Source organism: Liquorilactobacillus oeni DSM 19972 (assembly GCF_001436275.1).
GTDB classification, from domain to species: domain Bacteria; phylum Bacillota; class Bacilli; order Lactobacillales; family Lactobacillaceae; genus Liquorilactobacillus; species Liquorilactobacillus oeni.
Map to the genome: position 1 here is coordinate 614,068 of NZ_AZEH01000039.1, position 18,091 is coordinate 632,158.

18 protein-coding genes are annotated in these 18,091 nt (G+C 37.6%); 3 read left to right on the forward strand and 15 right to left on the reverse strand.

Annotated elements, in window-relative coordinates:
- Position 1: 1 nt before the first annotated feature.
- A complete protein-coding gene (dapG, locus tag FD46_RS08010) occupies positions 2 to 1,201 on the reverse strand; it encodes an aspartate kinase (RefSeq protein WP_057896630.1) in 1,200 nt (399 codons plus the stop codon).
- Between the two features lie 30 nt (positions 1,202 to 1,231).
- Entirely contained in the window at positions 1,232 to 3,118 is a 1,887-nt protein-coding gene (gene asnB / locus FD46_RS08015) for an asparagine synthase (glutamine-hydrolyzing) (RefSeq protein WP_057896631.1), read from the reverse strand.
- Positions 3,119 to 3,281: 163 nt separating this feature from the next.
- On the opposite strand from asnB, the gene FD46_RS10250 reads away from it, so the two are divergent.
- Positions 3,282 to 3,419 (forward strand): DUF4044 domain-containing protein, encoded by a 138-nt coding sequence (locus tag FD46_RS10250; RefSeq protein ID WP_187329027.1) that lies wholly within the window; start codon positions 3,282 to 3,284, stop codon positions 3,417 to 3,419.
- Between the two features lie 250 nt (positions 3,420 to 3,669).
- Here FD46_RS10250 and FD46_RS08020 read toward each other — a convergent pair whose 3' ends face one another.
- Positions 3,670 to 3,879: a hypothetical protein gene (locus tag FD46_RS08020; RefSeq protein WP_057896632.1), complete on the reverse strand. Its 210-nt coding sequence runs from the start codon at positions 3,877 to 3,879 to the stop codon at positions 3,670 to 3,672.
- Between the two features lie 208 nt (positions 3,880 to 4,087).
- Between FD46_RS08020 and FD46_RS08025 the strand changes: the two genes are divergently transcribed.
- Positions 4,088 to 4,414, forward strand: coding sequence for a helix-turn-helix domain-containing protein (locus FD46_RS08025; protein ID WP_057896633.1), 327 nt, complete (start codon positions 4,088 to 4,090; stop codon positions 4,412 to 4,414).
- Positions 4,415 to 4,431: 17 nt separating this feature from the next.
- Complete coding sequence (locus tag FD46_RS08030) at positions 4,432 to 4,872, forward strand: ImmA/IrrE family metallo-endopeptidase (RefSeq protein WP_057896634.1); 441 nt, start codon at positions 4,432 to 4,434, stop codon at positions 4,870 to 4,872.
- A 213-nt stretch (positions 4,873 to 5,085) separates the two neighbouring features.
- On the opposite strand, the gene rplS is transcribed toward FD46_RS08030, so the two are convergent.
- From rplS to recG, 12 genes are all read right to left on the reverse strand, one after another.
- Positions 5,086 to 5,436 carry a 50S ribosomal protein L19 gene (rplS, locus tag FD46_RS08035; protein WP_057896635.1) on the reverse strand — a complete coding sequence of 117 codons (351 nt, stop codon included), beginning with the start codon at positions 5,434 to 5,436 and terminating at the stop codon, positions 5,086 to 5,088.
- Between the two features lie 110 nt (positions 5,437 to 5,546).
- Positions 5,547 to 6,290 carry a tRNA (guanosine(37)-N1)-methyltransferase TrmD gene (gene trmD / locus FD46_RS08040; protein ID WP_057896636.1) on the reverse strand — a complete coding sequence of 248 codons (744 nt, stop codon included), beginning with the start codon at positions 6,288 to 6,290 and terminating at the stop codon, positions 5,547 to 5,549.
- On the reverse strand, positions 6,290 to 6,802 hold the full coding sequence (gene rimM, locus FD46_RS08045; protein WP_057896637.1) for a ribosome maturation factor RimM: 513 nt from the start codon (positions 6,800 to 6,802) through the stop codon (positions 6,290 to 6,292). The genes trmD and rimM overlap by 1 nt, the downstream gene beginning before the upstream one ends.
- A gap of 222 nt (positions 6,803 to 7,024) precedes the next feature.
- Entirely contained in the window at positions 7,025 to 7,300 is a 276-nt protein-coding gene (gene rpsP / locus FD46_RS08050) for a 30S ribosomal protein S16 (protein ID WP_057896638.1), read from the reverse strand.
- Between the two features lie 97 nt (positions 7,301 to 7,397).
- Positions 7,398 to 8,831 carry a signal recognition particle protein gene (ffh, locus tag FD46_RS08055; RefSeq protein WP_057896639.1) on the reverse strand — a complete coding sequence of 478 codons (1,434 nt, stop codon included), beginning with the start codon at positions 8,829 to 8,831 and terminating at the stop codon, positions 7,398 to 7,400.
- A gap of 16 nt (positions 8,832 to 8,847) precedes the next feature.
- Positions 8,848 to 9,186, reverse strand: coding sequence for a putative DNA-binding protein (locus tag FD46_RS08060; protein WP_057896640.1), 339 nt, complete (start codon positions 9,184 to 9,186; stop codon positions 8,848 to 8,850).
- 30 nt (positions 9,187 to 9,216) lie between these two features.
- Positions 9,217 to 10,206, reverse strand: coding sequence for a signal recognition particle-docking protein FtsY (gene ftsY / locus FD46_RS08065; RefSeq protein ID WP_057896641.1), 990 nt, complete (start codon positions 10,204 to 10,206; stop codon positions 9,217 to 9,219).
- 30 nt (positions 10,207 to 10,236) lie between these two features.
- On the reverse strand, positions 10,237 to 13,782 hold the full coding sequence (gene smc, locus FD46_RS08070) for a chromosome segregation protein SMC (RefSeq protein WP_057896642.1): 3,546 nt from the start codon (positions 13,780 to 13,782) through the stop codon (positions 10,237 to 10,239).
- A 35-nt stretch (positions 13,783 to 13,817) separates the two neighbouring features.
- A complete protein-coding gene (gene rnc / locus FD46_RS08075; protein WP_057896643.1) occupies positions 13,818 to 14,519 on the reverse strand; it encodes a ribonuclease III in 702 nt (233 codons plus the stop codon).
- A gap of 208 nt (positions 14,520 to 14,727) precedes the next feature.
- A complete protein-coding gene (acpP, locus tag FD46_RS08080) occupies positions 14,728 to 14,973 on the reverse strand; it encodes an acyl carrier protein (protein WP_057896644.1) in 246 nt (81 codons plus the stop codon).
- A 29-nt stretch (positions 14,974 to 15,002) separates the two neighbouring features.
- The gene (gene plsX, locus FD46_RS08085; protein WP_057896645.1) at positions 15,003 to 16,004 is read right to left on the reverse strand and encodes a phosphate acyltransferase PlsX; all 1,002 of its coding nucleotides are present in this window, start codon (positions 16,002 to 16,004) and stop codon (positions 15,003 to 15,005) included.
- Positions 16,005 to 16,025: 21 nt separating this feature from the next.
- Positions 16,026 to 18,065, reverse strand: a complete 2,040-nt coding sequence (gene recG / locus FD46_RS08090) for an ATP-dependent DNA helicase RecG (RefSeq protein WP_083479400.1) — start codon at positions 18,063 to 18,065, stop codon at positions 16,026 to 16,028.
- Between the last annotated feature and the right edge of the window lie 26 nt (positions 18,066 to 18,091).

Genomic DNA, 18,091 nt, shown 5'->3' on the forward strand with positions numbered 1-18,091 from the left:
TTCACGCACCTAACAAGAAAGTATCGTGAAGAGCATTCACAGCAACTCCAAGATCTTTTTGACTGACTAACACCCAGATTGTAGTATAACTATCTGTTGTCTGCAAAATTTTAATTCCATACTTGGCTAGTGCCGTAACAATCTTTGCTGTGATCCCTGGAGTTCCCATAATGCCCGCTCCTACAATGGATACTTTGGCACAATCAGAAATAACATCAGCTGCAATATGTTCTTTTGCAAGTATTTTTTTAGCCGCAGCACTTTGGATATGATTTAAGTTAAAAACAACTTTTTCAGGAAGAATATTAATAAAGTCAACACTTAAATCATTTTTTGCAAGCAACTTAAAAAGCATATCAGCTGAATATTTTGCAGTTGAAATGCTGAATTGAGTTAAACCAACTTGATGTGCGATTCCTGTCACACTTCTATAATCCTGAATGGAAAGATCTCTATCTGAAATGAGTGTACCTAATTCATCCACACTATCCCAAGTTGAACGAATTCTCAAGGGAACGTGTGCCTGCTGTGCAATTTCAACCGCACGCGGATGAACTACCTTTGCCCCTTCATGCGCCATATTAGCAACTTCTTCATAACTGACACTTTTTAAGAAACGTGCCTTTTTAACGATTCGGGGATCTCCTGTCATCATCCCCGAAACGTCGGTGAAAATATCTACTCTTTCTGCAGACAATGCAGCTCCTAAAAGGGCCGCTGAAGTGTCACTGCCGCCACGTCCCAAGGTTGCTACGTGTCCTTGACGGGACAACCCCTGAAAACCTGCAACTACAACGACCTCATTACTGGTAAACGTCTTAAGAATTCCTTCGGTTTTAACGTCTATAACCTTAGCATTTTGATATTCATTATCAGTTCGAAAACCTGCATCTGCTCCAGTCATGGCAACTGCTTTTAGCCCATTTTCTTTTAAAAGCTCCGTAAAAACAGCTGTTGAGATGACCTCTCCTACGGAAACAAGCATGTCTAACTCACGCGGCGAAAGTTTAGACTTCCCACTATCCACCAGCTCTAACAACGAATCCGTAGCATATGGTGCACCTTTGCGTCCAATTGCGGAAACTACCACCACAACTTTATAGCCTTTTTCAACAGCATATCGAACATGTTCAAGTGCTTTATGCCGTGCTGCATCGTCTTGGACAGATGTTCCGCCAAATTTTTGAACCATGATTTCCACCGGCATTACCCCATTTCATTCTTATTTGAGTTAATTATCAAATTTAGCTGCTTGCATTGAATCCACCAGTTCAGGTGATTCAACATAAATTCGATACCACATCATAAACGTTAAGATAGCCCATAATTTACGCGAATTATCCCGTTTTTCCAAGCGATGCTCTTCCAAAAGTTTCAAGAAGTAATCTTTATCAAAAAATTTATCAGTTTGAGATGAAGTAATAATATCACGTGCCCAGTCATACATTTCATCACGCAGCCAAAAACGAATTGGAACCGGAAATCCCAGTTTTTTACGATTTAAAACGTGTGCGGGGACTACTCCTTCAACTGCTTTACGCAAAATGTACTTTGTTGTTCCATGAGCGATCCGTAAGTTTGCCGGAATTTGACTAGCAACTGCAAAAACTTCTTTGTCTAAGAAAGGTGTTCTTAATTCAAGACTGTGAGCCATTGTTGTTCGATCCGCATTATGCAGAAGATCTCCATTTAACCAAGTATGCATATCAATAAACTGCATTCGACTGATTGAATCATAATCAATTGAATCATGATAAAAAGGGTGCGTAATAGTTTGCAATGGATGCTTTACATTGTAATTTTTTATAAATCGATGCTTTTCAGGTTCATTAAAGATAAAGGCATTTCCAACGTACCGTTCTTCCAGCGGCACTGTCCCCCGCAAAAGGTAGCTGCGCCCCTTAACTCCTTCTGGAATAATCTGTGCAATTCTTTTCAATAAGCCGTTAATCGGTTTCGTATATTTAAAGGGACGTAATGAATTAGGTTCATTATAAATTGTATAACCGCCAAAAAGTTCGTCCGCTCCCTCACCAGTTAATGCAACTTTAACATGTTTACGTGCTTCTTTTGCAACAAAATACTGCGGCACTGCAGCCGGATCCGCCAGCGGATCATCCATGTTCCAAACAAAATGCGGAAAAGCCTTCATAAATTCCTCTGGAGTGATAATTGAACTATAGTTTTTTACCCCTAACTTTTCAGCAGTTTCTTTTGCAACGTCCAGTTCACTGTATCCTTCACGCTGAAAGCCTACTGAAACTGTCTCGATATGTTCATTAAATTGTTTTGCAATTGCCACAATAATTGATGAATCAATTCCGCCTGAAAGAAACGAACCAACGGGTACATCTGCACGCATATGCTTTTCAACAGAATCAAATAAAACATCACGCACTTTTTTAATGTACTCATTTTCAGGCCTGATTACCGGTTTGAACTGTGCATAGTAATACCGCTTAATTTCTGGCTTTTTTCCCAATTTTTTTAGCAGATAATGTCCTGGTTCAAGCATTCTGATTTCTTTAACCAATGACTCTGGTTCAGGTACGAATTGATAGGTCATATAGTCTTGCAAAGCATCCTTATCAAACGTCTTATCCTGCAATACTTTGAAAATTGCTTTACTTTCTGAAGCATAATAAAATTTATCTCCTACAGCAGCATAATAAAATGGTTTAATTCCAAAGTGATCACGAGCCGCAAAAAAGACTTTTTCTTGTTGATCCCAGATAACAAAAGCAAACATTCCGCGAAAGAATTTCACACAATCCTCACGGTGTTTAGCATACATAGCTAAAATAACTTCAGAATCTGAATCCGTCTTAAAATCATAGCCTTCTTTTTTTAATTCATCACGCAATTCAATATAATTATAAATTTCTCCATTGAAAGTCATCCAGTATCGCTCATTATCATAAGAAAGAGGTTGGTGTCCTCCTTCAAGATCAATAATACTTAGTCTTCTGAAGCCCATAGTAATATTTTGATCTTCAAAATAGCCATCATCATCAGGCCCACGATGAACAATCATCTTATTCATCGCATGTATCATTTTGTTGTATTTTTTTCCGGTATCTTTGGTGATATCACTTAAACACCCTACAAAACCGCACATAATCGGCACCTCTTCCGGTAAGTTTTTCACTTGTTTCATTATAAATGTTTACAAGGTCAAATTCAATTTGTTTCAGAGGTTTGCAATTTTGCAAAAAATGCTCAAAGACATGCACATATTGACACGCACCTACAGCAGAATGTATAGTAAAGAGCAAAGGAAAATGAAAGGTGAGCTTATTTTGGCCAAGAAAAAGAAGACACGGTTTCAAAAAATTACAACAGCTGTTGTATGGGTAATGATTATTGCTACACTTGGAACAATGGTACTGACTGCTGTAGTTTCTGTGATGGGATATTAAAAAATAATTTTTAATAAAATATTTAAGAAGGACTGAGCCAAATGTTAACTTTTGACTCAGTCCTTCTGTTTTAATCTGCAAATACGCGCATTAATGTGTTTTAATAGTCAGCCTTTTTCCACTTAACCGCAAATTACTCATAGCCAAATTCAGACCATGTTCATAATTCGTAGGTAATGCTCAAAGCCTAACGACTATTAGTACACCCCTCTTTATTGTTGTAGAGTTTTTTAGAGCACTCATAGTTTTATTAATTATTAGTCCCCGCATAGTCCCGAATCTGAGTTAACCACTTCCTAGTGTTTTCAGAGTCTGCAACTCTTCCATTAATTAACTGATTGACATATGGTTTTGAAAGCCCAAAGTGGTTTGCAATATCCGATTGAGAACTTGGCTTTATACCCATACGCTTATTTCTTTTTAAACACAGCAAAATTGCATCTGACAATTCATATTTCATTTTGCTCCACTCCTAAATATTAGCTAATTTATTTGACGATTCCAGTTACGTTATTATAGAATTTACAAAGAGATAGCCGTCAGTGTAATAAAATAGCAATTTCATTAAATGTTAATCTTTATTACCTGTACTAATTATACTAACTAATACGTTAGTTTTCAATAATTTTCTAACTTTTTAGTTATATTTTACTGATAGGAGATTTACTATGTGCACAGTAGACCGGATAAAGAATCTTGCAAAGGAACATCACATTTCTGTCTATGAACTTGAAGATCAGCTTGGGTTCGGTAAAAATACAATCTATCAGTGGACAAAAAGAACGCCTTCTGTTGAACGTGTTAAAAAAGTGGCTGATTTTTTTGATGTCTCGCTTGATTATCTGATGGGACGATCTGCAAACGAAAAGATCAGTCAAAATGAAATTGACCTTGCAGACACTCCTCAAGGAATTTTAAGATTCGAGGGTAAGGTTATCCCTGATGACGAGTTAGAACTGATTAGAAGGTTGCTGCGGGAAAATAAGATGAAATAACACGGGAGGATAGGGCAATGGAATCTTTGGTACTTGATTCACTGCTTAAAATCGCTTCTTCTTTAAAAATCAGTGTTATTTGGACAAAAGAACTTGCTGCTGAAACACCGTCAATTGTTTCAATAGAACAACGTTGTATTATCATGAACACCAATTGGCATAAAAAAAGCGAAATTGCTTTTCAGCTTGCCCATGAAATTGCACATTTAATCATTAAAGATTACGGTGATGAAATTCTTTATGAACGTTCCTATTCACAACGAGCACTAATTGAGGCTCAAGCAAATAGTACAGCAATTAAACTTCTCTTACCCTTTTATTGTGAGCATAAAACATACGAGGATGCGAATAGCTGGGAATTTATGAATATTTTTGCAATTCCTTCACATTTAACAGAAGAAATTGCTTTTCAAATGAAAGCTTATTATCAAAACGGCTTATCGTCTTTTTTTAACTAACATTAACAGCATGTTGTACAAAGCTCATCCAAATAAAATTTTAAAAGATCTGACAAATCAAGAATTTAAAAATACTATTAAGTTTAAAAAAGGTAACGTAAAAAATAAACCAATAGACTGAGGAAAAGCACATTTACTTCAGTCTATTGGTTTTTTTGGAGAAGCAAAAAAGCCCTGTTAATCAAGGCTTTTAGTTAATGCTGTTTAATTCTATTACTTACGGCGTTTTTCTGGAATACGAGCTGCCTTACCATGAAGATCACGCAGATAATAGAGCTTAGCGCGACGAACACGGCCATGACGGATAACGTCGATTTTTTCAACGCGCGGTGTGTGTACTGGGAAAGTACGTTCAACACCAATACCACTGCTAATCTTGCGAACAGTATATGTTTCACTAACACCCTTACCGCGACGCTTGATAACTACACCTTCAAAAATCTGGATACGTTCGCGTGTACCTTCAACGATACGAGCATGAACACGGACAGTATCTCCTGGACGAAAATCAGGAATGTCACTTCTTAATTGAGATTCCGTAATCTTTGCAATTAATGGATTCATTTTGTTTCTCCCCTTCGCCGACATTCATGTCCATTCACAGCGGAATATCGTTAATCTGGCATAAGCCAGTTAAAATGTTATCATACTCAAGTTTCATTTTCAAGATAAAACTATAACTCACTTTTATATTCTTTCTTAATTTTTTTCAACCAACTGCACTGTTCAGCATCAAGTTTCATGTTTAAAAGTAAATCAGGACGTCTTAAATATGTTCTTTTCAGTGCTTGGTAATTACGCCATTGAGCAATTTTTTGATGATTACCGCTCAATAAAACATCTGGAACTTTTAAGCCACGGTATACTGCAGGCCGTGTATATTGCGGATATTCAAGCAAGCCTGCAGAAAAAGAATCATCACCAGCAGAAGCTTTATTTCCAAGAACACCAGGAATCAGCCTGACTGTAGCGTCAAGAATTACCATCGCACCCAGTTCACCACCTGTTAAAACATAATCACCTAAGGAAATTTCATCAGTTACTTGTGTTCTGATTCGTTCATCATAACCTTCATAGTGTCCACAAATAAAAGTCAGGTGTTTTTCCTTAGCCAAGTCAGAAGCAACACTTTGATCAAACTTTTTTCCAGCCGGATCGAGAAGTATAACTTTGCCGACCTCTTCACTGTTCTTTTTAACCTCATCAAGAGCATCAAAAATCGGCTGAGCCTGCAGCAGCATGCCTGCCCCGCCGCCATACGGATAATCATCAACATGATGCTGTCGGTCTTTCGTAAAGTCACGGTAATTCGTAATTTTAACCTGCAACAAATTTTTTTCAAGTGCCTTACCGACAATAGATTCATGGAGCGGTCCTTCAAACATTTCTGGAAAAAGGCTTAAGATATCAATTTTCATTAAACATCCAACCCATCTAATAGCTCTATTTCAATTTTACCGTTTTCCAAATCAACTTTTTTAATCACATCTTGGATAGCAGGCAATAAAAGATCTTTTTTATGCGGCCGTTCAACAACCCAAATATCATTTGCCCCGAAGTTGAGAATCTCTTTAACAACACCTAGCTGGTTGTTTTTTTCATCCCAAACATCCAATCCAACTATTTGACGGTAATAATAGTTTCCAACTGACAATTTTTGCTGGTCTTCTTGTGCAACCATTAACTTCCGGCCTTTAAAATTTTCAACTTGGCTAATGCTATCATAACCACTGAAGCCAAGCAGATAAAATTGCTTTTGACGCCGAATAGTCTGCAGTTTCACTTCAATCGGCTGCTCTTTTTGATCCTCAATATAAAGACGAACACCCTTTTGAAAACGTTCTGCAGCAAAATCAGTAGTAATAGTGAGTTTTACCTCGCCTTTAATGCCATGAGTATTAATGATTCGGCCAACTTCGTAGTAATTCAACGTGCACCCTCCTCTAAAAAGAAAACCCCTGAACGAAACAAAGCTGCTTCATCAAGAGGTTTTAACAATTATTTTTAAAGTCCATAAACACCGCTAGACAATTAAATAATGTCTGCCGCATTTTTACTATGCACAAGATACACAGTACCGCTTAAATTGGCTACTTTTTTCAAGTCATATAAAAGCTTCAAGAATAGCTAACTATCCTTTATTCTTCAAAACTTATTTTTTTGCAAACTTTGTATCATGAAACTTCTTCATAACACCATTTTTTGAAAGAATGTTACGTACTGTATCTGAAGGTTGTGCACCATTATTCAACCAACTCAAAATGTTTTCTTCTTTAAGAGTTACACTTTCAGTTTCTACTAATGGATTATACGTACCTACTGTTTCGATAAAACGGCCATCACGCGGTGAACGTGAGTCCGCTACAACAATTCGGTAGAATGGACGCTTCTTTGAACCCATGCGTTTCAAACGAATCTTTACTGACATAAATACACCTCCTAATATCTTCCTTAACGATAAATAATATACCAGTAATTTGGACTGCTGTAAAGGATTATTTCTTGACAGAAGCAAAAAAATTAACTTACTTGTGCTTGCGTTTTTTTCGCAATCGCTTCAGTTTACGCTTTTTATTCTTACGCATCATCGAATTCATCGACATCTTTGCCAGTTTTCCAGAAATACCATTGCCTAGCATTCCCTCCATGCCTGAAAAGTTTCCCTTTGAAACTTTGCCCATCATTTTTTTCATCTGGTTAAATTGCTTAATCATTCGATTAACATCTTGAACCGGACGTCCAGAACCAGCCGCAATTCTTCTTCTGCGACTAGGATTTAACAGATCTGGATCTTCCCGTTCTTTTTCTGTCATCGAAAAGACAATTGCTTTTAGATGTTCAATATCCTTAGGATCTACCTTTAAATTTTTTAATGCCGGATTGTTAGCCATACCAGGAATCATTTTAATAATATCTTCCATTGGCCCCATCTTTTGAACCTGTGCCATCTGATCAATAAAGTCATTGAAATCAAAAGTATTTTCGCGCATCTTCTCTTGCATTTCGGTCGCTTTTTTCTGATCGAAATCTTGCTGTGCTTTTTCAATCAAAGTAAGCATATCGCCCATGCCTAGAATTCGAGAAGACATTCTATCCGGATAAAAGACATCCAGGTCAGTCATCTTTTCGCCTTGTCCAATAAACTTAATTGGCTTGCCCGTTACCGCGCGAATTGAAAGTGCTGCCCCGCCACGTGTGTCACCATCAAGCTTAGTTAATACAACACCTGTAACGTTTAGCTGTTCATTAAATCCCTTAGCAACCTCAACAGCATTTTGCCCAGTCATTGCATCAACAGTCAGCAAAATTTCGTTAGGCTCTGCCAACTGCTTGATTTCTGAAAGCTCATTCATCAGCTTTTCATCGACTTGTAAACGCCCAGCCGTATCAATTAAAACATAATCATTCTTTTTTTCTTTTGCCTGTATAAGCCCTTGGCGAACAATCTCAACAGGAGAAATATCAGTTCCTAAAGAAAAAACCGGAACATCTATGTTTTGACCAATAATTTTCAATTGATCAATTGCTGCAGGACGGTAAATATCACCAGCAATTAATAATGGACGTGCGTTCTGTTCTTTTTTGAGTTTCAAAGCTAGTTTACCCAATGTAGTTGTTTTACCAGCTCCTTGAAGACCAACCATCATAATGATTGTTGGAATTTTAGGAGCTTTTTCTAAGGTAACAGCCTCTTCACCCATAACTTTTGTCAATTCATCGTTAACGATTTTAACAATCTGTTGTGCAGGTGTAAGACTTTCTAAAACTTCGGCCCCAACCGCACGCTGTCTAACAGTCTTAACAAAATCTTTAACTACCTGAAAATTAACATCGGCTTCAAGCAACGCCAGCCGAATTTCTCGCATAACTTCTTTAACATCAGTTTCACTAACTTTTCCCTTGCGTCTAAGTTTACCAATCGCATTTTGCAGACGTTCAGTCAACCCTTCAAATGCCACTTTTAGCCACCAACTTTCATTCTTCTAATTGTTCTAACTTTTTAACTAATTTCAACAGAGTGTGATCTTGCGGATAATGCTTTTCAACATAAATCAACAGTTCATCAGTCTGTTTGCTTTGCAACTGAAACTGCTGCAACAAATGCAGTTTTTTTTCGTATGCTTCAAGAATGACTTCAGTCCTCTTTATATTATCATAGACTGCCTGACGAGAGATATGATAATTTTCTGCAATTTCTCCTAAAGAATAATCATTTCTGTAATACAAAGCAATATATTCAGTCTGCTTACTTGTTAGAAGCGGTTCATAGAATTCGAATAGGGCATTAATACGGTTTGTTTTTTCAATTGCCAACGGAATCTCACCTCTTCTTATTTACAACTTTCAGATTAATCCCTTAAAAAGCCCGTAAACGAACTCTTCCGGTTCAAAGTCACGCAAATCATCCATTTTTTCACCTAACCCGACAAGTTTTACAGGCAGATGCAGTTCATTTCTAATGGCCAAAACTATTCCGCCACGAGCAGTCCCATCAAGCTTTGTCAGGACAATACCGGTCACTTTGGTAACCTCTTTAAATTGTTTAGCCTGAGTCAAAGCATTTTGCCCAGTTGTAGCATCGAGAGCAAGTAAAACTTCTTGCGGTTGTGCCGGAAGTTCACGCGTTATCACACGTTCAATTTTTGCTAGCTCATTCATCAAATTAACTTTATTCTGCAATCTTCCAGCCGTATCTACCAGCAATATATCATAGCTTTCAGTTTTGGCTTTTTGAACCGCGTCGAATACAACAGCAGCCGGATCACTTCCTTCAGGTTTGCTGACCACCGTTACATCAACTCTTTTACCCCATTCTACAAGTTGTTCAATTGCCCCTGCTCTGAAAGTATCTGCTGCAGCCAAAAGCACCTTTTTCCCCTCTGCTTTCAACCGATGAGCCAGTTTGCCGATTGTCGTTGTTTTTCCAACTCCATTGACACCCACAAAAAGAAAAACGGTAGGTCCCTCCGCTGCAAAATGGAGATCATTTTCTTCAACTTTTCCTTCAGCTTCATACAAGGATACCAGTTTTTCAATAATTGCTTGTGTGACAGCTTTTTTATCTTTTGCATTTCTGAGCTTAACTTCTTCTTTCAACTCATCACTGATTTTTACAGCAGTTTCAAAACCAACATCAGCTTCAATTAAAGTTTCTTCAAGTTCCTCAAAAAATTCTTCATCGACACTGCGAAAATTCGCAAAAAGTTCATTCAACTTATCACCAAAAGTTTTACGAGATTTTTGCAGACCATGTTCATACTTCTGTTCCTCTTCGCTTGCTTGTTTAGTCTCTTCGCCGCTAAAAGCACGTTTCAATTTATCAAAAAAGCCCATTGTTGTCCTCCTATCAAGTTATCTTTAATACTATTTTGCATTTGCTAAAGAAACTGAAACCATTCGTGATATCCCAGATTCTTGCATGGTTATTCCATAAAGAATATCTGCGTGTTTCATTGTTCCTTTACGGTGTGTTATTGTAATGAACTGAGTTTGATCATGAAAGTTTTGCAAATAGCTAGCATAGCGTTCAACATTTGCATCGTCCAAAGCAGCCTCAGCTTCATCTAAGATTACAAAGGGGACAGGTTTAACTTTTAAAATTGCAAATAACAAAGCAATTGCAGTCAAAGCTTTTTCACCGCCAGAAAGTAATGATAGCTGCTGTAACTTTTTGCCAGGCGGTTGAGCCATTATGTCAATGCCGCTCGTTAAAAGATCATCCGGTCTCGTCAGCTTCAAAGCAGCCCGACCCCCACCAAAAATCTTTGGAAAGAGCGTACTAAATGCAAACGCAACTTCTTTAAAAGTTTTCTTAAAGCGCACTTTAACTTCATTGTCCATTTCAAGCATACTGTTTTGCAACTGTTTCTTTGCTTCAATCAGGTCTGTTTGCTGCGTTTCAAGAAATTGATAGCGCGAATTAACCTGCTCGTATTCTTCTATCGCACCTAAATTAACATTCCCCAAATCACCTATTCCAAGTTTTAACAATTTTATTCGATGCAAAACTTCATCAAGGTTTGTTTCCTTTATCTGCTCTTTTGCACTCTCAAATGAAATTTGATATTCTTGTGCTAATTCCTGTAAGTTGCGGTCAAGATTTGCGTCAAGTCTACTTAGAGTGACACTTTGTCCCTTTTGTTGATTAAAGGTGATTTCTTGCAATTCATTCAGGCGCAAAGTCTTCTTTTGTGCTGCTGCCAGCTGATTATGCAAATCATCTCTTTTTTCTTTACCTTCATTGATTTTTTGAATTAATTTTTTCTTCTTATCTTCAAGTTCAACCAACCGTTGAACCAATGTACTTTTCTTTTGAAAGCCGAATTCTTGCCTTTGCATAAACAGTTGCAGGTCAGCTTGTGCCTTTTTTATCTCTCTTTGATACTGTTCTTCTTGTTTTTTAAGTTCTTCTTGTCTTGTTTTAAACGCAATTACACGTTCATTATCCACTGCTGTTTGCTGTTTCAACTGATTTAGCTGTTGTAAATTTTTTTGCTGAATTTGAGTTAAATTTGCCAATTCTTCTTTTTGCTGTGCATACTTTTGATGCAAGTTATCCAGCTTAGCAGTAATTTTTTCCCGTTCATCAGCCAATTGGCTATTATTTTTTTCAGAAACACCAGCTGCTTTTTTTGTGTTTTCAAACTCAAAATGCTGTAAGTCAGCTTGTTGAAGCTGATACTTCAATTTATTTTCCAACAGTACCAAGCTGTTCTTTATTTCTTGTACTTTTTGTTGATTTTGCTTATATAAGTCTTCTTGACATATGAAATCATTTTTATCTTTTTCTATTTCTTTTTGTGAAGATGTTCCTGCAATTTCAAACTGCTGCATTTTATCTTTCATTTTTACAATATCAATTTTTAGCTGTTGTAATTTCTGCTTTTGCTCAAGCAAACCAGTTCCATGCTGTTTGGTTGACCCACCTGTAATTGACCCGCCAGGATTAATAACATCACCGTCCAGAGTAACAATCCGGACAGTGTGCTCTATCTTAGAAGCCAGCTTGATTGCTACTTCTAAATCCGTAACAAAAACCGTTGCGCCTAGCAGATAATTTAAAACCGCTTGATCTTCTTTCTCGCAGCTGACCAGTTCATTGCCGACACCTAATACTCCATCAGTTTCTTTTACTATTCTTTGCTGATAAGCATTCAACCTGCGTTGCCTTACAGAAGTCCGCGGTAAGAAAGTCACTCTTCCCAAATGATTGCCAGTTAAAAAGTTGATTGCTTCTTTGGCAGCTGCTTCATTTGCAACAACAACATTTTGCAGCTGGCCGCCTAGAGACATTTCTACTGCTAAAGCAAGCTTTGGCGGGACCTCAAGCAGTTCTGTTACTGCCCCAATTATTCCTTCGAGTTTAGAACGTGACTGCAGAATTTCCTTTACACCACGAAAGTATCCAGAGTAATTCTCTGAAATGTTTTTCAGACTATCATACTGTACCTGGGCACGCTGTAAGATCTCAAGTCCCTTATACCAGCGCTGCTTCTGCTTTGCAAATTGTTCATCTTTTTGTACAATTTTTTGTTTTGCTTCTTTACTTTTCTTTTCAAGCTGTTTAGTTTTTTGAACTTGAACCACTAATTTTTCTTTCAAAACAGTTTTTTCACTTTGTAATTCAGCTATTGATTCTTTTATCTCTCCTATTTTCTTGGCGAAAGAATTTTTTACTGCCTCTTGACGTTTTTTTTCTTTTTCATGATAAGAAGCTTGATTATTCAATGTTGTTAATTTTTGCATATTTGCAATAATTTGATTACGCAATTCTTCTAGTCTTTCTTCAAGAGAAGCTTCATCAAGTTGCCGAAGATGTTCCAACTGTTCAATTTTTTTCTGCCAATCGGTGCTTTCAAGAGAAAGATCTTTAATTTTTTTTAGTAGCTGTTCTCTTTGTACTGAAATCTGCTGTATTTTAGCACGATTTTCCCTGCACTTTGTTTCTAATTCCTGCTGCCTTAATTTTTGGAACTCGCTTTCTTTTTGCGATAGTTCTTTTTGTCCACTCAGCCTTTCATGCTGACCTGCTAATTCACTTGATTGTTCCTGCAATTCATCAAGATGCTCATTTAAATCATGCTGCTGTTGTTGCAAGTAAGCACTTTGTTGCTTATTTTCGTCAAGCGCCATCCGTTTTTTTTCTATCAACTTGTTAAACTTTGCGAGATCAGCACGACATACCTTTTCTTTTTTTTCATCACGAATAATCTCAAGAACTAGTCGGGCTAAATTATAATGATCAAGCTCTTTTTTTTGCACCATATAATCTCTTGCTAAACTGCTTTGTTCTTTCAAAGGTTCACGTTGTTTTGATAATTCACTAACAATATCAGCAACACGATTAAGATGCTGCGCCGTTTGTGAAAGCTCTTGTTGTGCCTTTTGTTTTTCTTTTTTGTATTTTAAAACCCCGGCAACTTCTTCAAGAATAGTCCGTCTATCTTCTGCTTTGCTGTTGAAAATTGATTCAACCCTTCCTTGAGAAATTATTGAAAATGATTCTTTTCCTAATCCAGTATCCAACATTAAATCAGTAATATCTTTTAAACGTACATTCTTACCATTCAGCAAAAATTCACTGTCACCATTACGATAAATACGGCGTGTAATCACTACTTCATCTTCATTGATAGGCAGATAACGATCTAAATTTGAAAAAGTAATCTCAACTGCGGCACGGTTCAACGCCTTGCGTTCACTTGAACCTGCAAAGATTACATCGGGCATTTTACCACTGCGCAGGCTTTTAGCCGACTGCTCTCCCAGTACCCAGCGGATAGCTTCAATTATGTTACTTTTACCGCTACCGTTAGGACCAACTACAGCTGTCATTCCTGCTTGAAAATCTATCTGTGTTTTATCTGCAAAAGACTTAAAACCATTAATGACAAGTGACTTTAGTTTCATTGAGAATACTGCCCCTTTTTACATACTGTTGAAATTCACGCTTGTTTTGCAGCAAGCTTTTTTAAGGCTGCATTAGCTGCATTTTGCTCTGCCGCTTTTTTTGAATGACCGCTTCCAGTGCCAAGTATCTGGTCGTTTGCACTTACAGTCATAGTATATTCTTTGTCATGTTCCGGCCCTTCATCCGTCACTTCGTTATAACAGATCTCAACTTCACCATTTTTTTGCAGCAGTTCCTGCAATTCAGTCTTGTGGTCTAGCAAATGATCGAACCATCCCATATCTAACTTTGGAAAAACAACTTGGCTAATAAACTTGTCCACACCTTGTTTGCCTTGATCCTGATAAAGAGCGCCAACAAAAGCCTCAAAAATATCGCATAATAGCGAAGGCCTTTTTCTTGCATTTGCCTTTTCTTCTCCCTTGCCTAACCTGATATATTCATCAAAGTTGCACTCTTTTGCAAACTTACTGAAACTATCTTCACAAACCATGGCAGCTCTAAGCCGTGAAAGTTTCCCTTCAGGCATGGAAGGGTACCTCTTATAGAGATACTCTGAAACACATAATTGCATTACTGCATCGCCCAAAAACTCTATTCTTTCATAATACTTTAACTTTTTTCGCGGATGCTCATTAACGTAAGAGGCATGCGTAAATGCTTCATCAAGTAGTGCAGGATGTTCAAAATTAATCCCAAAATCATTCTTTATTTTTTCAGTCAAACCAATAATCACGCCGGTCTTCTCCTTTTTTAATGTCATAGCTTTATTATACCTTTTCACTCTCATTGGGACAAAGTCTTCTTGCTTTATTGTAATTTTTTACTCTGACCATCTTTAAAACCCGCTGGAAAAATAGGTTATGAATCTTGTATCTGTATAAAGTTAAGGAGCGTGACGATTTTTCATGCCACACTCCCTTTAATATGATCTTTCTTAACCTTTATTCTGGCTGATGGGCCGCAATATACTTGACAACATCATCCACTGTTGCCAGTTTTTCAGCTTCTTCGTCAGGAATCTCAGCTCCAAAAGTATCTTCAAGTTCCAGTACAAACTCTACGATATCAATAGAATCAGCATCAATATCATTAGTGAAATTCAATTGCGGAGTAATTTTGTCTAATTCAAGTTCAAAACGTTCATGAATAATTTTAGCAATTTTATTAAAGATCTCTTTTTCAGTCATTGTTTTCCTCCAACTTTTTTAAATAGCTATTATCCTTTATGGCTAAAATAACTAACCAAATCAGGTGTCATTTTTTCAACTAGCATCTTATGAATCTGTCTAAGCGTATAGTAAACTGCTGCATCATCACTTGCTCCATGTGCTTTAACAACTGGAGCTTTTACTCCTAAAAGCACTGCTCCGCCGTAGCGGGATTGGTCCATCTTATCTTTAAGACCGCTCAAACTTGACTTAAGCAGCATTGCACCTAGCTTTCCTGTTAATCCACTATCCATGATCATATTTTTTAATAAATGGATCATAGCAGAAGCTGCTCCTTCAATTGCTTTAAGGACCGCATTACCCGTAAAACCATCAGCAACAACTACATCGGCAGCTCCTTTTAAAATAGCATTTGCTTCAACATTGCCGACAAAGTTCAAGGTGTCATCTGTATTAAGAAGCTGATATGCTTCCTGCGTTACCTTACTTCCCTTATGGGGCTCAGTTCCATTATTTAAAAGACCGATACGTGGGTTTTTAATCCCTCTAACTCTTTGAGCATAATATTTGCCTAAAATTGCATACTGGTGAAGATGTTCCGGCTTATTTTCTGCATTTGCACCACTGTCGAGAAGATTAAAAGCACCACTACCATCTCCACTAAGTACAGGCAAGGTTGAAAGAAGACCTGGACGCGAAATTCCCTTAATTCGACCGACAATTAATAACCCGGCCGCTAAAAGTGCGCCTGTATTCCCACAAGAAAAGAAAGCATCGGCTTCTTTATCCTTAACAGCCTTTGCTGCTAGTACCATAGAAGAATTTTTTTTAGTTCTTATAGCCTTCACAGGTTCATCATTCATCGATATTACTTCATCGGTATGCACAATCTTAATGTGTACTTCACTTTTCAAGTAGCTTTTAATTTCACTTTTTTTTCCAAATAAAATAAATTCCAGATCACTATACTCATCTCGAGCACGTTCTACCCCTTCAACAACCGTTTGCGGTGCATTATCGCCACCCATTGCATCAACTGCTATTTTCATTCTGACTGTCATCTCCCAGTTTTAATCAAAACTCATTCCAGTACTCAGACTGTGTTTTACATACTTAAAAAGCGGATCTTTGTTTTGCGAATCGTCAAAAGCAGGATTGTTAACAACTTGAGCTGCCTCTTTTTGCGCAACTTGCAAAACATTTAAATCAGCAACCGGGTCACCCAGTTTAAATTCTGGCATTCCAGCTTGTTTGCTTCCTAAAATGTCCCCTTGACCCCGCAGTTCAAGGTCTTTTTGAGCAATCATGAATCCATCGTTTGTCTGAACCATCACTTTCATACGTGCTACTCCATATTCGTTTTTAGGATCAGCCAAAAGCAGGCAATAAGACTGCCGCTCACCTCTCCCAACACGTCCGCGCAGTTGATGCAGCTGTGCTAATCCAAAACGTTCTGCATCCAAAATCATCATTACAGTTGCGTTAGTTACATCCACTCCAACCTCAATCACAGTCGTAGAAACAAGTACGTCAATTTGATGGTCTTTGAATGCTGCCATAATCTGACGTTTTTCATCACTGCTCATTTTACCATGAAGAAGACCAACATGATATTGCGGTTCAAACAATTTTTTTGTCTTAGCATAAACTTCCTCAGCATTTTTAAGATCCATCATTTCAGATTCTGCAATTAAAGGACTAACAATGTATGCTTGTGCATGTTCTTTCAGTTGTTTTTGAATAAAAGAATAAGCCTGTGCCAACTGGCTGTTTTTAAGCCAAAATGTTTTAATTATCTTTCTGCCTTTAGGAAGTTCATCAATAGTTGAAACTTCCATCTCTCCATATGCTGTTAACGCAAGTGTACGCGGTATCGGAGTAGCTGTCATCATCAGTACATCTGGAGACTTTCCCTTTTGGCGTAACACTTGCCGCTGTGAAACTCCGAAACGATGTTGTTCATCAGTCACTACAATTCCTATTTTAGCAAAATTAACGTCATCTTGAATCAAAGCATGCGTTCCGATCACAATATCAATTTGCCCGTTTTCCAGATTTTTAAGAAGCTCTCTTCGCTGCTTGGCCTTGCTGGCGGTTGCACTTGTCAATAATACCAGATTGACATCGAGTCCTTTAAATAATTGCACAAATTTTTCCGCATGCTGCTGTGCTAATATCTCAGTTGGAACCATTAAAGCAGCTTGAAAGCCGGCCGTAACAGCCGCATACAAGGCAATCGCGGCAACTATAGTTTTCCCAGATCCCACGTCGCCTTGCAAAAGACGATTCATATGATATTTGTGATGCAAGTCATAACAGATTTCATTAACAACCCTTTTTTGAGCAGGAGTTAACGTAAAAGGCAGACCAGCAATAAAAGATCTTAACTTTTGCAGATCATACTTAATTTGAATCCCATTTTTAATTCGACTATGCCTTTTTAAATATTGCATCTTAACCTGAAAAAGAAAGAATTCCTCAAAGACTCCGGTCCTGCGTGCCAGTTTAGCAATTTTTTGATTGTCTGGAAAATGGATGTTGCGTATCATTTCTTTACGCGACATTAACCTGTATTTATGACGAAGTTTTTCTGGTATTAAGTCAACAATAAGTTCTTGATATTCCTTAAAAGCTTCAGCAACTAATTTTTTTACCTGACTTTGCTTAATCTCTTTTGAAGAACGATATACTCCACCGAGTTCATCATCTGCCGCTGCTGCGAGAATTTTTATTCCAGTCAGGCTTTGCCTTTTAGCATCCCATTTCCCATATACTGCAAGGCTTTTACCTGTTTCAACCTGTTTTGCGAGATATGCTTGATTAAAAAAGGTTACCATAATAACATCATGTTCAATCAAAAGACGAAAATTTAATCTATTCTTTTTTCTGCCAAAACGGCTGATTACAGGTTCCGATGCAACCGTTCCTTTTAGAGCAACTTTTTGCTGATCACTGACTTCACTAAGCTTGCGGGTGGCAAAATCTTCGTATCTGAAAGGATAAGCACCTAAAAGGTCTGCAATTGTATTGATATTGAGCTTATTTAATGCAACCATTTTTTTAGGACCAACACCGGGCAAAACACTGATTGAATCATTCAGACTTTTCAATACAAACACCTCGCGTTCTTTGGAAA